Source organism: Wolbachia endosymbiont (group A) of Melitta haemorrhoidalis (genome assembly GCF_964273365.1).
Taxonomy (GTDB): domain Bacteria; phylum Pseudomonadota; class Alphaproteobacteria; order Rickettsiales; family Anaplasmataceae; genus Wolbachia; species Wolbachia pipientis.
In genome coordinates, this window is sequence record NZ_OZ187004.1 from 901,793 (window position 1) to 924,158 (window position 22,366).

Sequence of the window (22,366 nt, forward strand, 5' to 3'; positions counted from 1 at the left end):
CTTGACCTGACACTTTAAAAAAGTAAGTTAAAAATAATAAAAATAAAGGAGTGTTAGATATGAGTACAATACAGACAAAAATATTAAAACCAAAGCTAGGATTATTAGAACTAGCAAAACAACTAGGAAATGTGTCTCAAGCATGCAAAGTGATGGGATACTCAAGAGATACATTTTATCGCTTTAAGGAGTTATATGAAAATGGAGGAGAGGAAGCATTACATGAAATAAGTAAGAAAAAACCGCTATTAGCAAACAGAGTTTCCGACGATATAGAAAGAGCAGTGATTAGTATAGCAACAGAATTTCCAGCATATGGGCAAGAAAGAGCTGCAAATGAACTGAGAAAAAGAGGTATAATAATTTCTCAGGGAGGAGTAAGGTCTGTATGGCTAAGAAATGACCTTGAAACTCTCAAAAAGAGACTTAAAGCACTAGAGACAAAAGTAGCTCAAGACGGAATCATTTTAACTGAAGAACAACTTGCAGCTTTAGAAAAAGTGAAAGAACAAAGGGAAGCTCATGGTGAAATTGAGACGCAACATCCAGGTTATTTGGGTTCTCAAGATACCTATTATGTGGGCAATATCAAAGGTATAGGGCGCATTTATCAGCAAACTTTTGTTGATACTTATTCCAGAGTTGCAATGGTTAAACTTTACACGGACAGAACAGCTATTACAGCTGCAGATCTTCTCAACGATAGAGTTATTCCATTTTTTGATGAGCAGAAAATTCCATTATTACGCATTTTAACTGATAGGGGTACGGAGTATTGTGGCAAGCCCGAAAATCACGCTTATCAGCTTTATTTGGGCATAGAAAACATCGATCATTCTAGAACTAAAGCCAACTCTCCACAGACTAATGGCATATGTGAAAGGTTTCATAGAACCATGCAAGATGAGTGTTACAATATCATCTTTAGAAAGAAAATCTACAGTTCTTTGGAAGATCTACAGATTGATGTTGATCATTGGTTGCGTTCTTATAATGAGACAAGACCTCACTCGGGTAAATATTGCTATGGCAAAACGCCTATGCAAACTTTTCTTGATAGCAAATATATTGCTTTTCAGAAAAATATTAGTAGCATTACACAAGAGCCTGATATTAGTTTTGACTACCTCAATTCTTCTGTCAGTTAATTCTTGTCTGTCAGATCAAATCTTGTCTTTTACATATAAATCTATTGCTTCAGCAGGTATACCTATTGTTTGGGAAATGGCGTCAACAGAAACACCTAATATAAGTAGGTTATTTGCAACTTTGATCCCCTCTGCTTTATCAATCTTTTCTTTGTAAATCTGCTTTCTTTGGGATAAAAATTCTACCCATACATCCAGTTCATCTTGTGATTCTTGATTGTTAATTTTTTGTAACTCTCTCGCCCAGCTTAATAGTTCTTTTTCTCCTTCACCATCTTCGTCTTCACAGCAGTCTTCTTCCGTTGATTTAAGCACCAGATCCTTAGCATCCACTGACAATTTTCTCGCTATTTCCCATAACCTTTCACCGAACATGGTGCTCCCTTGTTCATAGTAATGTACCTGTGGACCTCCTACACCAAGCTCTTTTGCTAATTCCTCTTGCGTACACCCTTGTATTATTCTCCACTTTTTCATCTCTTGTCTTTTGCTTCGACGCTTAGAACCTTTTTCCTCTTTATTATCATATTCATCAGCTGATAAACCTGTTGCTCGGTAGATTATATCAGTAGCAAATCCTGCCTTTAGCATATTCTTTGCCATTCTTATTCTTGCTGATTTTATAGCACTTTCCTCCTCAGCTCGAATAGATTGGGTTAATGCACAAATTGCCTTGCGTAATTCTCGACCTCTTGTTTTTGTGTATTTTTCTACGAAATTGTACATCCATTGTTTATCAAAACAACGATTTTCTTTGAGTACTTTTTGTCTAGGAAGTAGATCACTCAAACTAACTGACAATGCATTTGCTATAACTTGTAATTCTTCATCTGGAATGCCACATATCCCTTGTTCATATCTTCGCAGCGTATGATAGTTTATACCTGTTTTGTCTGCTAGATCTTTTAGGGTATATCCTCGCTTTAGCCTCCAGCTTCTTATCTTTTGCGCTATTTTATATCTTGTAGCGTTAGTATGCTTTATACGGCTACTATTAATGTTACTAGCGGTCACTCTTTTTCACACGATTTCAAAACAACTAACTCTCCAGATGCCTGTTGAAAACTAGTATATTCAATGCCTATGCTGTGACAAGCTAAAATGGCACAGGTAACTTATGTTGCTACGGTCTTTAATCTACGTAACTTGGAGTTTCTTCTCTTTTTTAGTGGTTTCTCAATCTCATAACTTCTGTATTTCAGCTTTTTAGTTTCTTTTCTAGCCAGTCTATCCGCCTCCTCGTTTACCATTGTGAGCTCTAACCCACTTCCAACTAACGTCATGCTGTAAGGCAACTTCATCTAGCTCTTTCCATAATTCCATGTTTTTTACTGGTTTTTTAGTTGCTGTTTTCCAACCATTTGCCTTCCACTTGCTGATCCATTCTGTTATACCCTGTTTAACATAGAGACTATCTGTATGTAAAATAACCTCACAAGAAATTTTTAACATCTTTAGCCCGTTAATTACAGCCCTTTTGTTGTTCGTTGTGTTTTCCTCACCTCCAGAGATACGTTTCTTGATAAAGACACTTTTATTTTCATACATAACTACAGCAGCCCAGCCTCCTGGACCAGGGTTTCCAGAACAAACTCCATCTTGTATATATTGTAACCTTCTTTTTTTCGCCCATACTAACAGGATACGGATTTAACATAAATTTTCTACTGAAATATGTTGATATTAAGTTTCTGATTTTTTATTATGAAGGTGTGAGAGGTTAATCTCACGATAATCGTAATTGAGTTTTTACGCTCGTATTTTTATTAGGCTCCCACACCAAAAAGCGTATCTTTGATGTCTTCTACAGCTCCAAATTCATTGCATCCATTTGCTGGGCTTTTAAGGGTATTTATAGAGGTGGTTATAAAAAGATGCAAAGATACATGTTCAAGGCTTAAAGTACCATTCTAAGCTCACCTCTGAAGGTCATTTTTTTCATCAACACTCTTGAATCTTACCTAAAAATAAAAACGTTGAATATTTCTTCAGAATTGTGTATAATTATTAATGCTTTTTAGGTTGATTTCTTATGGCTCTTTCGAAGTTCCTTGACGTACGAAATGATGTTGCGTTCAAAAAAATATTTGGTACTGAAAAAAATAAGGATATACTTATTCACTTCCTCAATGACATCATTGGCTTCACTGGTAAAAACCAAATAAAGGATATAGAGTTTCTAAGTACTATTCAAGACCCTGATATCGCCGCTAAAAAGCAAAGTATTGTTGATGTTCTCTGTAGAGATGAAAATGGGATGCAAGTGATCGTCGAGATGCAAGTTGCTAAAACTAAAGGATTTGAAAAACGTGCTCAATACTATGCTGCTAAAGCTTATTCAAGACAAGCTGATAAAGGTGATCAATACCAAGACCTTAAGGAAATTATCTTTATTGCTATAGCAGATTGTATCCTGTTTCCGGACAAGTCTGAGTATAAATCAAAGCATACTATTCGGGATGAAGATACTAATGAACACGATCTAAAAGATTTTTACTTCATATTTATTGAATTGCCAAAATTTCCAAAAACCAAAGAGGATCAGCTTTCAAATATAGTTGAAAAATGGGTTTATTTTTTTCGATATGCAGACGAAACTAGTGAAGAAGAGCTGGAAAAAATAATAGGTAGTGATGTAATAATTAAAAAGGCCTATGAAGAGCTAAATAGATTCAACTGGTCAGAAAAAGAATTTATTGCCTATGAACAGGAAATAAAACGTATTCTTGATGAACAGGCTGTCCTCGCTCAAAAACTTGATGATGCTAGAGAGGAAGGTAAAGAAGAAGGTAGAGAGGAAGGCATCCTTATCGGACATGAAAAAGGCAGAAAAGCAGAGAAAATTGAGGTCGCAAAGAATCTACTAAAAGCAGGTGTTTCTATTGATATTATAGCTCAAACTACTGGTCTTACAGTTAACGAAGTCAAAGACTTAATCTGATTTTATTTTTTGACACCTAGATGAACATCTTTGTACTAGATGAAAACCCAGTAATTGCAGCACGAATGTTATGCGATAAGCACATAGTGAAAATGCCATTAGAAACTGCTCAATTACTTAGTAGTGTTTTTTCAATCGCATTAAAAGCGCCAAATCCTTTTGTCAGTATCACAAACCAAAATATAGAAGTTCCATATAAACTTACTCACAAAAACCATCCTTGCTCTTTATGGGCTAGACAGTCGAAAGGGAGTTTTTGTTGGTTGATAGAGTACGGAAGAGAATTATGTAAAGAGTACACCTGGCGATACAAAAGAACGCATAAATCCGAAGAAATAGTAGATTGGTGTGATAGTAATAAGGATTTGCTAATTTTTCAATCAGCAGATATACAAACTTTTATACAAGCACTGCCTGATCGCTATAAATGTAGTAGTCCCATAAAAGCCTATAGAGAATATTACCTAAAAGAAAAGATGAGGTTTGCTAAGTGGGAAAAAGGTAGAGAAGCACCAGGTTGGATAATCTGCTACACAATACCACAGCTAATATAGCTCATAAATAAAGAAGCCATCCAAATCGGACATGAAAAAAGCAGGGAAGAGGGCGAAAAACAGGCTAAAATAGCTGTGGCTAAAAATTCACTCAAGGCGGGTGTTTCTATTGATGTTATTGCTGAAATAACAGGGTTTTCTGTTGATTATATTGAGAAAATTCAAGAAAAGAAGTTTTAGCCATAACGTTTTTTTTATTAAACCCTCTATTCTAGTAATTTTAATATTGCAATCCATTCTAATGTCTGTACAATGCCTTTTTTATATAAATACTTAATAGGAGGGGTTAATGCCAACACAGAAAGAGCTTCGGGCTACGATGTCCAAAAAATTACAGGAAGCTATTAAACATCCAGATCCAGCAGTTGCTGCCGGGAGGAAGTCAGCTATCAAGAGATGGGTGGGAGTCCTTCAAGATAACTTTATGGAGCACATAAAATACTTTAAGGGTGATAAGTTGAAGTTTTTGCACAATGTATTCCAAGATGAAGGTTGCTGGTCAGGTGTAAGGTTGGATAATGCTGCTTTAGGTCAAAGGTTTACTGAAGAAAAAATAGGTGGAATAGATAATCCACTTCGCAAATATGAGATGGCTTGTAGTTACTGTGTGGTAGATAAAATTCATCCACTCTTTCAAAAAAGATTTGAATCTTATAGGAACAATTTTCCTCCTGGTGCATTTGATGGTAAAACTGAAACTGAAATTGGCAAATACGTACGAAACTCGTTACTAGATAGCATAAAGAGGAAAGGTCCTGTGTTTGATTTCTGGATCGATAGAGAATCTGGGGGATTAAAGCAACCAAGTAACGCGTCAGAAGGTTTTGACAGTGCTGTAAAACTTAAGTGGAGTGAAGGAGTAGAGTATTTTTATAATCATTTAAAAGAAGAAGATAAGGAAAAGAAACTTACAGAAGCTATTATTGCTCTGTCTCGCGTTCAATCTGTTGAGAAAGATGCTCCTATTTTAGATTTTTGTGTAAGGAATATAGGTGATAAAGATACTCTTTTACAGAAATTGCTGCAGAAAGATAAGGGAGTATATTCCCTTCTTGCTGAATTAATAGAGTCATGTTTTTTTGATACGGTTCATGATTTGGTACAGTGCTGGTGTTATAAAGGCGTTTCAGCAGGAGGAGACCATTCAGACAAAATATTCTCACAGCGAGAGTATGAACTTCTTCTTTCATCACTCTCAGATGTAATGTTGAAAAATTCTGAGTCAAGTGTTCAAGCTAGATCTGTTATTATGAAGATTTGGGGATGTGATCACTTTTATAAACACAAGAAGGCTGCCGTTAATACTTCTAATTATACAGTTCATGTAAGTGGTATGCTTGCAGGATTAATAGTCAATTGGAAGCGAGAAGATAGTCATGAGTCTGATAGGGAAAAAGAAATAGAGAAAAAAGAAATATTAGATATAATGTCATTTGCCAAGGATTGCTTCCCTGAAAAGTTTGAACTTTTTAAAGAAGTCATGATAGAAAACCTTAGATTATGTGGTAGGGAAGGAATGGAAGAAAGTATAAACTACGATGATTTGGCGAAAGAATTGTTTTCTGAGTTAGAGAAAACAACTTTACCTCCTGGAGGTGATGGCCCTAGGTATGATTTACGGACGCGATCTCAAGCTCATGGTAGTAAGAAAACATCTTTGCCACTTGATGGTTCTGGTGATGGTCCGCAGTCCAAGTTTGAAGCTCCTAGTGTGAGTGGTGTTTCTAGCCGTAGAAAATAGAGGGGTATCTTATATGAATAATGGTGATGGACTTATTAGGAGTTTAGTGGATGGAGATCTTAAAGGTTTCAGACAAAGATTTGAATCTTTTTTAGATCAATGTCCATCTTTCTTGTATCATGTGAGTGCAGGTCGTTTCCTTCCTGTATTCTTTTTTAGCATGTTTGCTACTGCACATGATGCTGATATCTTGGATGCAAATGAGAGAGTCTATTTTCGTTTTGATAATCATGGTATTGATACAGGTGGTAGGAATAGAAATACAGGAAACTTAAAAGTTGCTGTTTTAACTCGTAGTCGTGACGGACAGCGAGTTGTCAAGTGTTACAGCATTTCTGATCGCCCTAACAGTGATGGGTTAAGGTTTAGTACAAGGGAGAGAAATGCTCTAATACAAAAGATTATACAGCAAAATCCAGATTTAAGGGAAGGAGACCTAGATTTTGAGCAATATAAAGTATGCATGCATGGAAAAGGCAAGAGTCAGGGAGAAGCAATTGCAACAGTATTCGAGGTGATTCGTGAAAAAGATCTTAGAGGTAGAGATAAATTTGGCAAATATTCAGCATCTGAAATCAATCTTATTAGACGGCTCTTAAGAGATCACAGATTAACAATTAAGGAAATAGAAAGAAGACAACTCAATCGAAATCAGCTCACACGACTTGGTGAGTTGGTCAATTTTGTGCAAGTTGCACCAGGTCAACAAAGAATTGACGGTTTTATAGAAATGCTGGCGAGTAACGAAGAACTAGATGTAAGAGATAGAATGTACGAAGAAATTGTCCCATACATAGCTCGCATCTATCATAATTATAGGCAGGAACTGGAATATAATATTGAAAACCGCAATCAAAAATTTGAGAGTCACGGGTTTTTATTAGGTTTCTTAGCAAATTTTAGTCATCGCTACACAATAGGCATCGATCTTGACTTATCTCCTAGAAACTCACATGTTGCATTTCTTGTACGTCATCAAGCAGAAAGAGAAAATGTTCCTATTGTTGTCAATCTTGCTACAAGGGCACCGTCCAATATCGCATTAAACCGCGCCAGAAGTCACGCTGAAAGATTGCATGTTTTTTCATTTATACCTATCCATACTGAATCAAGAAATACTGTCTGTGTTGGATTAAATTTTAATTTAAATCGAATTCCTTTTAGGGTTGATACAGTAGGGCTTCAACAGGGTAGGTTTCCTTTAGTACAAAGATTGTTTGAGTATATAGAAGATGAAGAGGTTGGAGAGAATATTAGAGATTTCTTGCTTCAACATCTTCCTGGTGAAATACCAAGAAATGCAGAGAATTATAACAGAGTATTTGATTGTATAACTGGTTTTACTTTTGGAAGTAGTGCTTTTGATAGGCACCCTTTAGAACTAGAAGAAGAAGACGAAGCACCTATAACAAAATACATATTTAGACATGGTGATGAGGGTTTAAGATGTTTAACTATGGTCTTTCATGCTGAAGGTTCTGATATAGTTATACTTCATATTAGAGCTCACGATGCACAACAACAAGGAGCAATCAATTTAGAAAATCTTAATATTAATGGAAATAATGTTCATGTATGGGAAGTTTCATGCACACTTAATGACCAATTTGAGCTAGATATTGATCAACCAAATGACCTTGGTTTATATCACGATTACCAAAATAATAATGCAAATAATTTTCTTGATGGTGATCTTGTACAAGTACCTAATGCTGAAAATGTACATGGTATTTCAGAAAGGGTTATGAATGATGGCTGGAAAAATGTAGGTCAGCATAGAGAACTATTTCAAGAGATCTCTGGAGCATTGATGCCACTTAGGGACGCAATAAATGTTAATAGTGAGGATAAGTTTCGTTCTATACTACATGGTACATTTTATGCTAGTGATAATCCTTATAAAGTGCTTGCTATGTATAAAGTTGGTCAAACATATAGTTTGAAAAGGGGTCAGGAAGAAGAAGGAGAAAGGGCAATACTCACAAGAATTACAGAACAGAGATTAGACCTTTTATTATTAAGGCAACCTACAGCAGATACTCATCCAATTGGATATATATTAAGATTTGCTGGTAATGCAGAAGAAATAATACAAAAGGAGAATAACGCAAAAGATCAAATAAAAGAACTTATAAACAAGCAGAGAGGATATGTGCCTATTACTTCTGGAAATGAGGTGGTTTTACTTCCTCTTATATTTAATGCAGGTGCAGAGAGAGTAGAAGGTCTTATATCTATTCCAGAAGGAATAGGAAGAGAAGAGTATGTACATAGACTTGATCGTGGTGGTCGTGACTCAAGACCAGGAGTATTAGTGGGACCTGAAAGTGTTATTGATGAAAATCCACCAGAGGGTCTATTATCAGATCAGACTCGTGAAAATTTCAGGCGCTTTTACACGGAAAGAAAACCAGGACAGAACTCGATTTTTTTGCTTGATATAGATGATAATCTGCACGTTCCATTTAGTTACTTGCAAGGTACTAGAGCACAGGTAATAGAAACATTAAAGTCAAGAATAAGGAGAGGTGATAATTCCATTCCTACAGCACAAGAGATAAGAAGACAAATAAGAGATATTCTTAGAAATCAAGGGATAGAAGTAAATGATCTACTTACGCTAGAATTTGCGACGAGAAATGGACATTATGATTACTGGCTTCAACAAATTGATATAGCTCACGCTGGAAGATTGCGATATCAGCTTCGTACTGAAGGTAATCACACTTTTGAAGTAGCTAATTTGGCAAGGAATGACGGTAACGAGCACATTGTTAGAGTATTAAATCAATTTAGGGAAAATGAAAAACAACAGCGTTTAACTTTAATCATTACTTTAAATAATACTCATTGGGTTACACTAGTGATTGAACGTCAAAATGGGAACTATGTTGGGTACTATGCTGATTCAACTGCTACTGCTGTTCCAGGTGGTATTACTGATATCATTCAAAATAACTTAGGAAATAATATCAGGATTAATAATGTTTCTGTTAGTCAGCAAACAGATGGTTGGAATTGTGGTTTATGGGCATTAGAAAATGCTAGTGATATTAATCGAGTTCTAAACGAAAATCCTGTTGGGCAAGTGCAGAATATCATAAATATAATACGCGATTTTCTTGGAAGAGGCCACCCAAACAGAGATAGAAATTACTTTCAGAACATAAGAGTGGGCATTTCACAATTATTCAGGAATGATCCGGGATTTCAAAGTGTGCAATTGCAAGCATACATTCAAAATAGAGAACAAATTGATCCATTACTACGTACTTATCTAGAATTAGGATATCACAGAGTGGGAGGAGGGTGTGGACCAGTAGAAGCACCTATATCGCTTAGTGTTAGTGATTCCAGTAATTTTGGTGGCCTGCCACAGTCGAGTTTAGAAGGTCCTGAAGCTAGTCGTGTTTCTGACCTTAGCAAAGGTAAAGGCGGTAGGTAGAGGTAATCGGTAGATGAAAGGAGTGTAACAAAAACCTTATGCATCAAGTAAAGATTGTGAGCAAATTTAAAGAAGTTAAGGTGGGTAACCTGTTTTTTTCTACTTGCAGCAATGTTTCAAAAAGTATATGTGTCGAGTTGGGTAAAGTTGAAGGAGGTTCTTAAATGAGCAACTATTAATTTGGTAGTGTATAACATTAATAAATTTAAACGATGCAACCATTTCCAGCAACCAAAACCAGCCAGCGTGAGAACAATTTTTTTTTGGAATGGGTAGGTTTTGCAGCACACTACCCCTAGATTTTTCACTTTTTCATATAGCTTGAACAAACTTTTTCTAACTCATTCATGTTTGTACTTTAACATATTTAATAATTGAAACGACGTCTATGAGTCAGATACCGCCCATACCACTACACTTTGGGGATGCACATCAAGCCGATAGTAGTTGCATATTCCATACACAAGGAGCTAAACTTCAACAAGCCTAAGTTCTGCAGATGTATGTTTCTTCACATTCGATTCTCTCTATTTTAGCACTGGGCTTTAATATCATATATGTAGTCCCACCAACCGCTAACGCAAGTGTTGTGGCTGCAGCAACCGCCCCTACTATAGGCAGAAATCCAATTGTAAATACTGTTGCAAAAATGGTTGTCGCAGCTATACCTAATACTGCTGTTGATCCGCCACTAACAAGACCCCACTTGGTTGCATTATATTCTTGTTGTTTTATTTCTGCTTCCCCGAAAAGCTGTATTAAACTTTCATCTGTGGCTAACTCTCTTGGAGTTTTACCATTAGTGTCTTTTAACAAAGGATTTTCCCACTTTTTCAGTAAAGACTCTGCTACTTCTGTGCAGTCATAAATAGCAGCTAAATGTAAAGGAGTACGACCTTTTAGTAACGTATGTGCTCTATCTTCTACTACACACCTCACTAGATGCTCTACAACTTCTTTCATACTTGGTTCTTTTCCTATTAAATACTTAACTACCTTTGTGCAATTATTATAGAAAGCACTATGTAAAGGAGTATTTCCGTCTTTATTCACTACATTAAGATCTGATCCTTTTTTCACTAGAAGTTCTATTATGTCTATATGGCCATTTGCAGCAGCTAAGTGCAAGGAAGTATTTCCGTCTTTATTCACTACATTAAGGTCTGATCCTTCTTTCACTAGAAGTTCTATTATGTCTATATGGCCATTTGCAGCAGCTAAGTGCAAGGAAGTATTTCCGTCTTTATTCACTACATTAGGGTCTGATCCTTCTTTCACTAGAAGTTCTACTATGTCTATATAGCCATTGGATGCGGATAAGTGCAAAGAAGTATTTCCGTTTTGATCTTTTATATCAACACCTGCTCCTCCTTCTAACAGTAATTTTGTAACATTTATATCCCCAAAATTTGCAGCAAAATGTAATAATGTATATTCTTTTGTATGGTTAGAATCATCTTGTACTTTGAAAATGTAATTTATATCAAACCCATGTTTTTTCCACTGATTACATTCATGCATTATATGTTTTATACTACAACGCTCCTGCTCTAACTCTCTGAGCTCATTCTCATATTTCTTGAATTCCATATTAAATTTTGCTTCGCTATCTTTCAAACTATTATTATACCTTTCATATTCCCAATCATAATCAGGTATAGCATGTCTAGAATCATAATTGGATTTACTACTATTGGCATTGTTATGCAGCTCCTGTAACAATTTACTATTGTACTGGTAGTTTAACGACTGTATCTTTCTGCCATAGTTTTCACTCAATAACTGTGTCTCTTTGTTATAGTTTTCATCCAATAGCTGCATTTTGTGGTGAATAGATTCACTAGATTCATTAATTTCGCTTGACCTTCTTGAATTATATTCTTGTAATTCATTTGCTATTCTTGTAGTTGTGTTATTGCTGTATATACTTGGATTTTCCTCTATCCCCTGCAATATTATTTCAAATTCATTCTTCATAAAGTCTATCATACCTATACCTCAAAATTAAAAACACATGCCTAAATTGTACACGTATTTAATAAAAAAGCAAGTTTTTGCTTGTCAGTTCTAATTTCTTATATTCTTTTCTTCTGTCTTTTTCTTAATTATATGTATGTCTTTATGTAGATATTAAAACAATATTTCTACTATTCCACAAACCAATAAATGCAACAGAGAAGAAGTTGCTTTGGAATCGGAAGGTCCGCTGCGGAGGCTTAAGACCTGCTGCAAAAGGAAAGCCCAGTTTTTGTGGTAATTATGATCTTTAAAAAAACCACGTTTAAAAATACTTCATACAAGCGAGGAACACCTCTTCTTGTTTTCGCAGCAGGTCTCCATGTATCCTTCTTTAATTAAGAGACTGACTAGCTCCTTGAGTTTGTTCAGTGCTTGGGCACTCAAGGTTACTATTTATATCTTTATTTTTAACCATCTCTGCAAATGTCTTGACTTTCAGTGTAGGAACATGTCTTGTTGTAACATCTTCGAAGTCTACAAAGTAAATTAGTGTATTATTTCGTACTCCTGTTCTTTATACCAGTAAATGTCATTGCTTGAAAATTACTTCCATAATGCGTCGATAAAGCATCAATCAATGGTTTATGATTATGTAGAAATATTCTTTTTTCTATTTCTGGCATTATCTGAGCTTTAAGTTGTATATTCTCTGGACTGACATATAAGCCAGTAGCTTCCAGTTTTGCTATGTGATTTACTATTAACTCAGCATTGTCTATTTTATTCGAGATAATAACGCAATTTAAAGGAGTATTGCCATCACCATCTATCACATCAATATTCGCTCCTTTTTCAAGTAAAGACTCTATCACACCTTTTTGGCTATGTTCAGCAGCCCAACTTAAAGGAGTATTGCCATTATCATCTATCGCATCAATATGCGCCCCCTCTCCGATTAAAAGCTCTACCACTTCTCTTTTGCCACTTAAAGTAGCAGCATGTAAAGGAGTATTTTTACTCTCATTCACCGCATTAATATTCGCCCCTTTTTCGATTAAGAACTCTACTACTTCTCTTTTGCCACTTAAAGCAGCAGCATGTAAAGGAGTATTTTTAACCTTATTCACCGCATCAACATTCGCCCTTTTTTCGATTAAAAGCTCTACCATCTCTCTTTTGCCACTTAAAGCAGCAGAAAATAAAGGAGTATTGCCATTATCATCCACCGCATCAACATTCGCCCCTTCTTTGATTAAAAGCTCTACCACCTCTCTTTTGTCACTGAAAGCAGCAGCATAATGTAAAAGAGTAGGTCCATCTTCACTTACCATATTAATATTTGCCCCTTTTTCGATTAAAAGCTCTACCATCTCTCTGCCACTTAAAACAGCATAATGTAAAGGAGTGAGTCTAAGTTGCTGAATATTCGCTGCCTCTACTACCCCTCTTTCCCTTGTATTACTTAAAGCAGAAAGACGTGAAAAAGCTTTTTCACCCTCATCTACCGCATTAACCTCTGCTCCAGCTACTATTAACTCCTCAATTTGCCCTATATTACCCTGTACAACAGCATTAAAAAGTTGTTCATTTAACTCTCTTTGTTGTATTTCGTTCATAAATTACCTCTAATTTGTTAGTATGCTAGATGATAATGCAGTATAAATATTTGATATTTATTAATATTACTACACTTACATTATATATAAAATTTTTAATTCAATTCATCATCACCTGCAACATCAGCAAGCCAAACGCCTCCCTTTTTTCGTTGAGCGTCATAAAGCTTTTTCTATATACTTCCACAATCTTTGCCTCTTTTCCATGAGAGTTTCTATTGCATCTTTGTCATAAGATGAGCACAAACCTTTTTTGCTATAAATTTACCTTAGTTTTCCTTTTTATCCTCAAATGAATTGGTATTAATTTAGTAAAATATATTACTAATAACCTAACCGATACAACCACTTTCAGCAACTTAAAATAACAAGCGTGAGAACAAGTTTTTTTGGGATCAGTTGGTCTACCACTTGTTCTGTGCGAACTTTTCTATATAATAATTCTACTATACCGTAAAACCAGCTATATTAGCCTATTTTGCCACATTTATATACGAACTAATTCGCTTAGCTTTGTTGTAATAATTTTACGTTTTTGTTTTTGAAACACCCCTTTTACGTAAAAAACTCTCACAAATATACGTACTTTTTTTGTGTTTTGTGAAGAAAGTAAATAATTGAATTGCTGTTAACGCTAGTTACTGTAATATTCCTCCCAGAAACGCTCCTGAACAAATATTGCTTGTACCGTTGAAGACGAAAAGATTTATGGTTAATCTTATTAAATTGATAACTTATTTGACTAAATAATTGCATAGTGGTATACTAAGTTAATTAAGCTTGTAGTAAGTAAGAAATATGCCAGGTGTTATTGATAATCAAAATTCTATTAGCGATGATTTTGTAAATATTAGCAATACTTTAATAAAAGAGGTCTTAATTGAAAAGCTCGGACCAATTAAGAGTGAATTAGAAGCTCGAGATGAACATGATCTCGACGCGCTTTTGAATCAAGACATTTCTAGTTTAATTAAAATATGGAAGAATATAGAGCGTTCTGAGAATAGTGAGTTAAATGATGCTTCTGACCTTGCCGATCTGATAACAGGACAAATTGCAGAATTTGATAAAGAAAAATTACTAGAAATGTGTACTCTCAGTAAAATTGCCTATGGTGATGGGGACAGGAAATTAAAGAAAGATGAATATGAAACTAAAAGGCAGTTTGAAGAAGCAGGTTATCAAATAATAAAATTTTATGACAATGAACTCATTCAAGATAAATATTGCTCGGATAGTGATTATAAATTAGAACAACACAATGTCGGCTATGCTTTGACGGGTAGCAATTCATACAATCGAGATGTTGGTTATGTTTTTATTAAAGACAAGGAAGTAACTATAGCTTATCATGGTACTCGCGATTTGAATGATTTGAAGGAAGATCTTCGTGCATCTTTGATTAAGTTATCATTTTTATCTGGAGATAATTATATCCACTCTGGTTTCTACTCTTTATTCAAACGCTCTTGGCCCAGCGTACACAAGATATTACAAGGGCATGCTAATGATAAAGGATTAGAAGGAATCAAAAGTTTAAAAATTAATGTTACAGGTCATAGCATGGGAGGTGCTCTTGCTACTATAGCTGCTTTATGTCTTGATAAAACAGAAGAAGCCAAAGACATTAATGTTGCAACTTTTGGCTCCCCAAGAGTTTTCTACAATGATGCTGCTGAAGTTTACAGTGAGTGTCTTGGAAAGAAGACTATTAGAGTAGCTTGTCAATCAGACCCAGTACCATGTCTGCCACACGGTAATGCTGGTGCGCATTATAAACATGTAGGTAAACCATTAAAACTAGAAACGGATAAAGTTCTAGATTATTTAGAGCCATACTATCATAAAATTGATACCTATTATAAACTTATTCGGGAAGTAAAGCAGGAAAATTTTAAATCAGACAGCAATGCATCTAGGTATTTTTATATTTCTTACGTGCTTAGTCCATTTTACCACTTAATAAATTGTCTACTTAACTTTACATGTATAGATGGCGAGAAATTCTTTGAAGAAGTCAGGGAAGAAAATAAGGATATTAAGCTTTCTGAAATACCGATTGAATATGCCCCAAAATTAGAAGAAAAATTGAAACAAGAAGAACAAGAGTGTGATGAGCTTAATGATAAAGTAGCTCAATTGACTCAAGACAAGAGTCAACTAAAAGAAACGCTAAAGAGTACACAACAAAGCTTGAATGAAAAAACTGAGGAACTTAACAGCAAGGATCAAGAGCTGAATGATGCGAACCAAAAGCTGGAAGAGTTTAAAAATACACAAGCTCAGTTTGCGCAGGAGAAGAAAAAGCTAAATCAAGGCTTGGATGCAAAAGCTAAAGAACTTAAGAGTACAGGAGCTCAGCTTGCAGAGAAGGAGGAAAAGATTAGCAAGCTAAATAATCAAGTAACTAAATTTACTGAAGAAAGCAGTAAGCTTAAAGAGCAATATAAGAACATAAAAGTTAACCTTGAAAACAGCAAGACAGGGCTGGATAATGCAAATGAAAATATTTTAAAATTAAAAGAAGATTTGGAACAAGCAAAACAAAAGATTGATGATGCAAATCAAAAGGTTTCACAATTACAAGCTCAGTTAGAACGAGAGCAAGAGAGTGCAAAGCAAGAATTGGCTAAAATAACTAGGGAATTTGAGAGCAAAGAAGCTAACCTTGAAAACAGCAAAAAAGAGCTGGATGATAAAAATAAAGCCTTGAATGCAGAAATTCAAACATTTAAGAGCACACAAACTCAGTTGGAACAGGAGCGGGATAGTGTAAAGCAAGAATTGGTTGGCAACACTAGTGAAGTAATTCAACTTGCTCAAGAACTTGAGGAAACAAAAAAACAACTCGTAGAGGGGAAGAAAGAGCTAGATGTTGCAAAGAAAAATATTTCACAATTAGAAAAAGATCTAAAGCAAGCAAAACAGCTAGAAGGGCACCTGAATAGTGCAAAGCGAGACTTAACTAACAAAACTGGTGAAGTAACTCAGCTCACTGAAGAAAACAACAAACTAAAGAATGAGCTAAAGCTGAAAAAGCCCAAAAATGAAAATAACGACCTGAAGACAAAGCTGCAGGAATCTGAAACCAAAAGTAAAGAACTAGAGAGTCAAGTTAAAAATCTACATGAACAACTTGAAAGCAAAAATAGGGTGGAAAGTCAAATCCAATGTTTGCAGGAACAACTTGAAGGTAAAAATAAAGAGCTGAATAGTACAAAGAAAAATGTTTCACAACTAAAGCATGAGACATTAAGTAAACAAGCAAGTATTGATTGTCTTACTAAAAAAGAAATTCAACTTTTATCAGAAAATAGTCGGCTCGCCAAAGAAAAAGATCTCAGCCTGGGTAATGAAAACAAAAAACTCTCAGCAGTAAATGCTCAAAGTAGAAAGCAAGTAATCTATGCTTCTGTTTCTTTTTTGTTATCTGTGGCATTTGCTGTTGGTGCAAGTTTAACAATGTTTCATTTAGCAATGTGTATTTCACTTGCTGTAGCTGCATTAACTTTTCTTGCAGTAGGATGTTACTGTTCGTATGAAGCAAATACAGCGCTTAGCAATGTTGAAATTGATCAAACAAACGGTATCGATCTTGCAGATGCTAAAAAATAGTTTTTAAGGTTTTAAATTATACTCGTCCCACCACTTGTACCGTTTGAACTTTCTTGTATAATAGTTTGACTATATCGCAAAACCAGCTATATTAGCCTACTTTTGCCACATTTAGGTACGAACTAATTTGCCCAACTTCGTTGCAACAATTTTACGCTTTTATTTTCACAACGCCGCTTTTATTTAAATTATTCTCACAAATATACTTACTTTTTTGCGTTTTTGGGGAAAGTCAATAATTAAAAATTTTGTGATGCTGAAGAAAGGCATGTTTCTATTGAATTGCACAAATATGCTCCTTCTACCGATCAAGCAGAGCAACTAAAACAATCGCTCGTAATTTTCAGGAAGACATATAAAATTCTTGACTTTTGTATCAGGCATATAATGATTAAAGCGGTTTTAAACTAAGGTAAAATTATGAATTTAAGTGAGTTGCAAGAGATATTAAGAGCAATAATACAAGATGGTGTAGATGAGAGTAATGTTATTGATAGAATAGAAAATCAGCTAAAAGAACAAGATTTTGACATAATATTTTCCGATATGGATGTAAAGACTACTTTACTGCATGTAGCTGCTTCCATGGATCGCTTAAGAATAGTTGAATATCTTGTAGGTAAAAAAAATGTTGCTATTGATTTACAAGACAAGGATGATCATACTCCCCTACACAGTGCTGTTCGCAAGAATAATTTCAGTATAGTTGAATATCTTATAAAAAATCATGCTGATCCTAATGCAAAGAACAATCACGGCTTTACTCCTTTGTACTTTGCTGCCTTTAAGGGTTACTTAGACATAGTTAAACATCTTGTAAAAAACGGAGCTACTCTTGATCTACAAGACAAGGATGGTGATACTCCTTTATATGCTGCTGCTTCAAATGGTCACCTAAACATAGTTAAATATTTTATAGAAAAAGGAGCTAATCCGAATATGAAGAACTATCGTGGCACTACCCCCTTATATGCTGCTGCTAAAGGTGGTTACTTAGACATAGTTAAATATCTTGTAAAAAACGGAGCTACTCTTGATCTACAAGACGATCGTGATACTCCTTTATATGCTGCTGCTTCAAAGGGTCACTTGAACATAGTTGAATATCTTGTAGAAAACGGAGCTCCTCTTAATCTAATTGGTAGTATCACTTTATATGTATTAAATAAGACTTGACCTGACACTTTAAAAAAGTAAGTTAAAAATAATAAAAATAAAGGAGTGTTAGATATGAGTACAATACAGACAAAAATATTAAAACCAAAGCTAGGATTATTAGAACTAGCAAAACAACTAGGAAATGTGTCTCAAGCATGCAAAGTGATGGGATACTCAAGAGATACATTTTATCGCTTTAAGGAGTTATATGAAAATGGAGGAGAGGAAGCATTACATGAAATAAGTAAGAAAAAACCGCTATTAGCAAACAGAGTTTCCGACGATATAGAAAGAGCAGTGATTAGTATAGCAACAGAATTTCCAGCATATGGGCAAGAAAGAGCTGCAAATGAACTGAGAAAAAGAGGTATAATAATTTCTCAGGGAGGAGTAAGGTCTGTATGGCTAAGAAATGACCTTGAAACTCTCAAAAAGAGACTTAAAGCACTAGAGACAAAAGTAGCTCAAGACGGAATCATTTTAACTGAAGAACAACTTGCAGCTTTAGAAAAAGTGAAAGAACAAAGGGAAGCTCATGGTGAAATTGAGACGCAACATCCAGGTTATTTGGGTTCTCAAGATACCTATTATGTGGGCAATATCAAAGGTATAGGGCGCATTTATCAGCAAACTTTTGTTGATACTTATTCCAGAGTTGCAATGGTTAAACTTTACACGGACAGAACAGCTATTACAGCTGCAGATCTTCTCAACGATAGAGTTATTCCATTTTTTGATGAGCAGAAAATTCCATTATTACGCATTTTAACTGATAGGGGTACGGAGTATTGTGGCAAGCCCGAAAATCACGCTTATCAGCTTTATTTGGGCATAGAAAACATCGATCATTCTAGAACTAAAGCCAACTCTCCACAGACTAATGGCATATGTGAAAGGTTTCATAGAACCATGCAAGATGAGTGTTACAATATCATCTTTAGAAAGAAAATCTACAGTTCTTTGGAAGATCTACAGATTGATGTTGATCATTGGTTGCGTTCTTATAATGAGACAAGACCTCACTCGGGTAAATATTGCTATGGCAAAACGCCTATGCAAACTTTTCTTGATAGCAAATATATTGCTTTTCAGAAAAATATTAGTAGCATTACACAAGAGCCTGATATTAGTTTTGACTACCTCAATTCTTCTGTCAGTTAATTCTTGTCTGTCAGATCAAATCTTGTCTTTTACAAAATGAAAAAGTACAACCAACTCTTGCTTTTTTTTGTTTTAGCTTGATTAATGGAGAATGTTCTAAAGAATATAAGGAGTATGCCGATGGTACACAAGTACCGTCAAAGAAATTTCTAACAGAAGATTGTGATATCAGAAATATTCTTATGCTCCATCCTGCAGGTCATATTCAATTACCACTATGCACTAAACTTCCTGAAGAAGATAAACCATCTAAAGATGAGGAAAAACTTAGAAAGTACGTAGAAAGCTTATATGAGAAGTGCCCAGATGGCTCAGTAGAATTACAAGATCCATTAGTAGATGACTTTCATTCAATAGATAAAGATTTCCTTGGTTATAATAATATGCATGTTAATTTTGCGAGGAGATTTGGTATAAAAGATACACGCTATTCACATCATGTTAAGGTTGGAAATTTAGCCAAAGTAACGCGGAGAAGTGAAAATGCTCTTTTTGCTATACATCATATATGTTTATCAAACTATTCAAGGGAACGTGAGTATCAAAAGAGCTTAGCTCCTGATGCCAAAGTTAACATGGAGGAGGATATAAAGGTTGATAAGGCCACTGAAAAAGCCAAGGAAGTCCTTCGCCAGTTGCATGCTGATACTGGAGCAGGTCCTAGTACTAAAGTTGACGAAACTGAGACTTCAAAAGCTCAAAGAGGACTAACTAACTTAAGAATGAATCTCCTTTGATTGTTTTGTAGGTGATAAGTTGAAGTATACTAGTCAAACATACATAGATCTTACCGCGATTCAAGCAGGTGCAGTCTTTTGTGTACCTGCTTTCATGTTGGGGTATATGCTTACTACCAAATATGGTGTTACTTCTAGCTTAATTTCTATAATTATAGCAAATCTTATACTGACAATGTTGGGGTTGTGTTTTGCTGTATTGTCAGTAAGAAGACCATGCAATACCATAGAACAAGTATTACACTATTTTGGTGTTCACGGTACATGGCTATATGGATTAGGTATTATAATGTGTTTAGTGTTCTGGTTTTCTATTCAACAAAACATTATGGTGAACACTATTATAGAATTTCCTCTATTAAAAATGAAAGACTTACCATATGTATTCGTTGCTACTAATTGTATCATTGGTTTCGCTATTACACTTCTTGTAAGCAGAGGTATCACTGCATTAAAGAGCTTTGCAAATATTGCAACGCCTTTTCTTATCATAGTTACGATAATCGCAATATTGCAACTTTTTTACAAGCACACCTTACCTGATATTATACTTACATCTAATATGACATTAAAAGGCGTACCGCTTATAATTGCAGCATCTTTAGGTGCTATTTTCGATATCCCAACATACTATCGTTTTGCACGAACAAATCTCGATGCATATGTAAGCGTTATACTTACCTTTTTCATATGTTATTTTTTCGTTATAGGCACAGGAGTCTATTTTGCTCTTTGTGTGCCAGATTCAAGTTTTATAGAGGTATTATTGAGCAGCGGAAATGATTTGTGGAAGTTATTGTGTATTCCGTCTATAATTCTTTTATGCTGGACTACTAATAACTTAAACTTGTATTCTGCTGGTGTAAACGTTAATTTTTTGTTACCCAAAGTTTCATTACCGTTCTGCATAACAATTATAGGGATTGTTGGTACAGTACTTTCATGTACTAATATAATACTAAAATTTGAGGAGTTACTTAATGTAATTACCATTGTCATAGGAAGCCAAGGATCTGTTATTGTAACCTGTTTTGTGCTGGATAAATTACAACCTATACAATATACGTCTTCAGCACAAAAAACCAATCTCATTTGTGCAATATTTGGTATTATATATGGTTTGCTTTCGTTACTTAAGGTGCATGATATAACAACTGGTTTTATTTACACCGATGCAGCAATTGTATCATCTTTTGCTGTTCTATGCACACGCACTTTTCTGTTTATTTATAAGAACTATTGTGAAAAAAATAAACCAACTAACTCTCAATAATATAGAAGCTCTTTCTTTAGGGGCTGGATTATTAGGCTCAGGAGGTGGAGGTAATACCTATTATAATAAGCTTAGTACACAATATAAAATCGAACTCCATGGCGAGGTAGCTATTACAGATATAGATGAGTTGGAAGATGATGCTCTAATTATGCCCATTGGTTTTATGGGTGCACCTCTTGTAGCTGCAGAAAAATTACCCAGTAAAGAGTGTCACTCATTAATCGATGTATTTACGTTATATTATAAGAAAGAACCTACGGCACTTATACCAGCGGAAATAGGAGGAAGTAACGCTTTTACACCATTCCTTGCAGCAGGTAAAGTCGGGATTCCTGTTATAGACGGAGACTTAATGGGCAGAGCATTTCCATCATTGAATATGGTATCACCTAATTTATATGGCATTTCTTGTTGTCCTGCATTTTTTGCAGATAGCTTAGGTAACACTATAATTATGCATATTGAAAGCAGTGACCACCTCGAAAGGGTTGCGCGCGCGGTGACAGTGGCATGTGGTTCAAGCATAGGTGTTAGCTGTTACCCTATAACAGGTCAACAAGCAAAGCAAGTTATTTGTAGAAACAGTATCTCCTATGCATGTTTTCTAGGTAATATTATACTGGAAGCACGAGAACGAAAAATATGTCCTATAAAAGCGTTATGCGATAAGCATGCATTGCTGTTGGGAGAGGGAATTATAAGAGATATAGATCAGTCAATTAAGGGAGGGTTTCTTTCAGGAAATGTATCTATAGAAGGTTGTAATAATATGTTGACCATCATTTATCAAAATGAATATCTTGCAGTGTATGATGGTTCCGATTGTGTTGCTGCAACACCAGATATCATTGCTGTTCTTGATAAAGATACTGGATATCCAATAGCTTCTGAAGCTTTAACATATGGAATACGTGTATCAGTGCTAAAATTTCCTTCTCTCACGTTATGGACAACACCAGAAGGACTGGCAATAGTAGGTCCTGAAGTGTTTGGTCTTTCTGAAAAAAGGAGGTGA

General features: G+C 35.1%; 14 protein-coding genes and 1 pseudogene. 11 read left to right on the top strand and 4 right to left on the bottom strand.

Annotated elements, in window-relative coordinates; translation table 11 throughout:
- Positions 1-59: 59 nt before the first annotated feature.
- Positions 60-1,148: an IS481-like element ISWpi2 family transposase gene (locus ACICPZ_RS04680; RefSeq protein ID WP_264373697.1), complete on the top strand. Its 1,089-nt coding sequence runs from the start codon at positions 60-62 to the stop codon at positions 1,146-1,148.
- A gap of 15 nt (positions 1,149-1,163) precedes the next feature.
- On the opposite strand, the gene ACICPZ_RS04685 is transcribed toward ACICPZ_RS04680, so the two are convergent.
- On the bottom strand, positions 1,164-2,162 hold the full coding sequence (locus tag ACICPZ_RS04685) for a helix-turn-helix domain-containing protein (protein WP_264374129.1): 999 nt from the start codon (positions 2,160-2,162) through the stop codon (positions 1,164-1,166).
- 200 nt (positions 2,163-2,362) lie between these two features.
- A pseudogene (gene rnhA, locus ACICPZ_RS04690) lies at positions 2,363-2,805 on the bottom strand (ribonuclease HI); the annotation flags it as partial.
- Between the two features lie 375 nt (positions 2,806-3,180).
- Here rnhA and ACICPZ_RS04695 point away from each other — a divergent pair.
- The 4 genes from ACICPZ_RS04695 to ACICPZ_RS04710 all read left to right on the top strand — a co-directional run bounded on the left by ACICPZ_RS04695 (position 3,181) and on the right by ACICPZ_RS04710 (position 9,829).
- The gene (locus ACICPZ_RS04695) at positions 3,181-4,089 is read left to right on the top strand and encodes an Rpn family recombination-promoting nuclease/putative transposase (protein ID WP_155968681.1); all 909 of its coding nucleotides are present in this window, start codon (positions 3,181-3,183) and stop codon (positions 4,087-4,089) included.
- 20 nt (positions 4,090-4,109) lie between these two features.
- Positions 4,110-4,643 carry a pyrimidine dimer DNA glycosylase/endonuclease V gene (locus ACICPZ_RS04700; RefSeq protein WP_264374130.1) on the top strand — a complete coding sequence of 178 codons (534 nt, stop codon included), beginning with the start codon at positions 4,110-4,112 and terminating at the stop codon, positions 4,641-4,643.
- Positions 4,644-4,932: 289 nt separating this feature from the next.
- A complete protein-coding gene (locus tag ACICPZ_RS04705; RefSeq protein ID WP_264374131.1) occupies positions 4,933-6,384 on the top strand; it encodes a cytoplasmic incompatibility factor CifA in 1,452 nt (483 codons plus the stop codon).
- 13 nt (positions 6,385-6,397) lie between these two features.
- Complete coding sequence (locus tag ACICPZ_RS04710) at positions 6,398-9,829, top strand: cytoplasmic incompatibility factor CifB (protein WP_319802938.1); 3,432 nt, start codon at positions 6,398-6,400, stop codon at positions 9,827-9,829.
- Between the two features lie 486 nt (positions 9,830-10,315).
- Here ACICPZ_RS04710 and ACICPZ_RS04715 read toward each other — a convergent pair whose 3' ends face one another.
- On the bottom strand, positions 10,316-11,818 hold the full coding sequence (locus ACICPZ_RS04715) for an ankyrin repeat domain-containing protein (RefSeq protein WP_264374132.1): 1,503 nt from the start codon (positions 11,816-11,818) through the stop codon (positions 10,316-10,318).
- A gap of 524 nt (positions 11,819-12,342) precedes the next feature.
- Positions 12,343-13,404, bottom strand: a complete 1,062-nt coding sequence (locus tag ACICPZ_RS04720) for an ankyrin repeat domain-containing protein (RefSeq protein ID WP_151808102.1) — start codon at positions 13,402-13,404, stop codon at positions 12,343-12,345.
- Positions 13,405-14,202: 798 nt separating this feature from the next.
- Here ACICPZ_RS04720 and ACICPZ_RS04725 point away from each other — a divergent pair.
- From ACICPZ_RS04725 to ACICPZ_RS04750, 6 genes are all read left to right on the top strand, one after another.
- A complete protein-coding gene (locus ACICPZ_RS04725) occupies positions 14,203-17,019 on the top strand; it encodes a lipase family protein (RefSeq protein ID WP_264374133.1) in 2,817 nt (938 codons plus the stop codon).
- Between the two features lie 420 nt (positions 17,020-17,439).
- Complete coding sequence (locus ACICPZ_RS04730; protein WP_395462151.1) at positions 17,440-18,195, top strand: ankyrin repeat domain-containing protein; 756 nt, start codon at positions 17,440-17,442, stop codon at positions 18,193-18,195.
- Positions 18,196-18,249: 54 nt separating this feature from the next.
- Positions 18,250-19,338 carry an IS481-like element ISWpi2 family transposase gene (locus ACICPZ_RS04735; protein ID WP_264373697.1) on the top strand — a complete coding sequence of 363 codons (1,089 nt, stop codon included), beginning with the start codon at positions 18,250-18,252 and terminating at the stop codon, positions 19,336-19,338.
- Positions 19,339-19,415: 77 nt separating this feature from the next.
- Entirely contained in the window at positions 19,416-20,075 is a 660-nt protein-coding gene (locus ACICPZ_RS04740; protein ID WP_264951321.1) for a hypothetical protein, read from the top strand.
- A 19-nt stretch (positions 20,076-20,094) separates the two neighbouring features.
- Complete coding sequence (locus ACICPZ_RS04745) at positions 20,095-21,348, top strand: cytosine permease (RefSeq protein ID WP_209473061.1); 1,254 nt, start codon at positions 20,095-20,097, stop codon at positions 21,346-21,348.
- Positions 21,317-22,366, top strand: a complete 1,050-nt coding sequence (locus ACICPZ_RS04750; RefSeq protein WP_264951322.1) for a DUF917 domain-containing protein — start codon at positions 21,317-21,319, stop codon at positions 22,364-22,366. Before ACICPZ_RS04745 ends, ACICPZ_RS04750 begins: the two co-directional genes overlap by 32 nt.

Excerpts from the sequence above, each read along its gene's own strand:
- ACICPZ_RS04725 (WP_264374133.1), top strand. The coding sequence starts at position 14,203 with ATGCCAGGTGTTATTGATAATCAAAATTCTATTAGCGATGATTTTGTA.
- ACICPZ_RS04710 (WP_319802938.1), top strand. The coding sequence starts at position 6,398 with ATGAATAATGGTGATGGACTTATTAGGAGTTTAGTGGATGGAGATCTT.
- ACICPZ_RS04730 (WP_395462151.1), top strand. The coding sequence starts at position 17,440 with ATGAATTTAAGTGAGTTGCAAGAGATATTAAGAGCAATAATACAAGAT.
- ACICPZ_RS04700 (WP_264374130.1), top strand. The coding sequence starts at position 4,110 with ATGAACATCTTTGTACTAGATGAAAACCCAGTAATTGCAGCACGAATG.
- ACICPZ_RS04720 (WP_151808102.1), bottom strand. The coding sequence starts at position 13,404 with ATGAACGAAATACAACAAAGAGAGTTAAATGAACAACTTTTTAATGCT.
- ACICPZ_RS04680 (WP_264373697.1), top strand. The coding sequence starts at position 60 with ATGAGTACAATACAGACAAAAATATTAAAACCAAAGCTAGGATTATTA.
- ACICPZ_RS04695 (WP_155968681.1), top strand. The coding sequence starts at position 3,181 with ATGGCTCTTTCGAAGTTCCTTGACGTACGAAATGATGTTGCGTTCAAA.
- ACICPZ_RS04715 (WP_264374132.1), bottom strand. The coding sequence starts at position 11,818 with ATGATAGACTTTATGAAGAATGAATTTGAAATAATATTGCAGGGGATA.
- ACICPZ_RS04735 (WP_264373697.1), top strand. The coding sequence starts at position 18,250 with ATGAGTACAATACAGACAAAAATATTAAAACCAAAGCTAGGATTATTA.
- ACICPZ_RS04705 (WP_264374131.1), top strand. The coding sequence starts at position 4,933 with ATGCCAACACAGAAAGAGCTTCGGGCTACGATGTCCAAAAAATTACAG.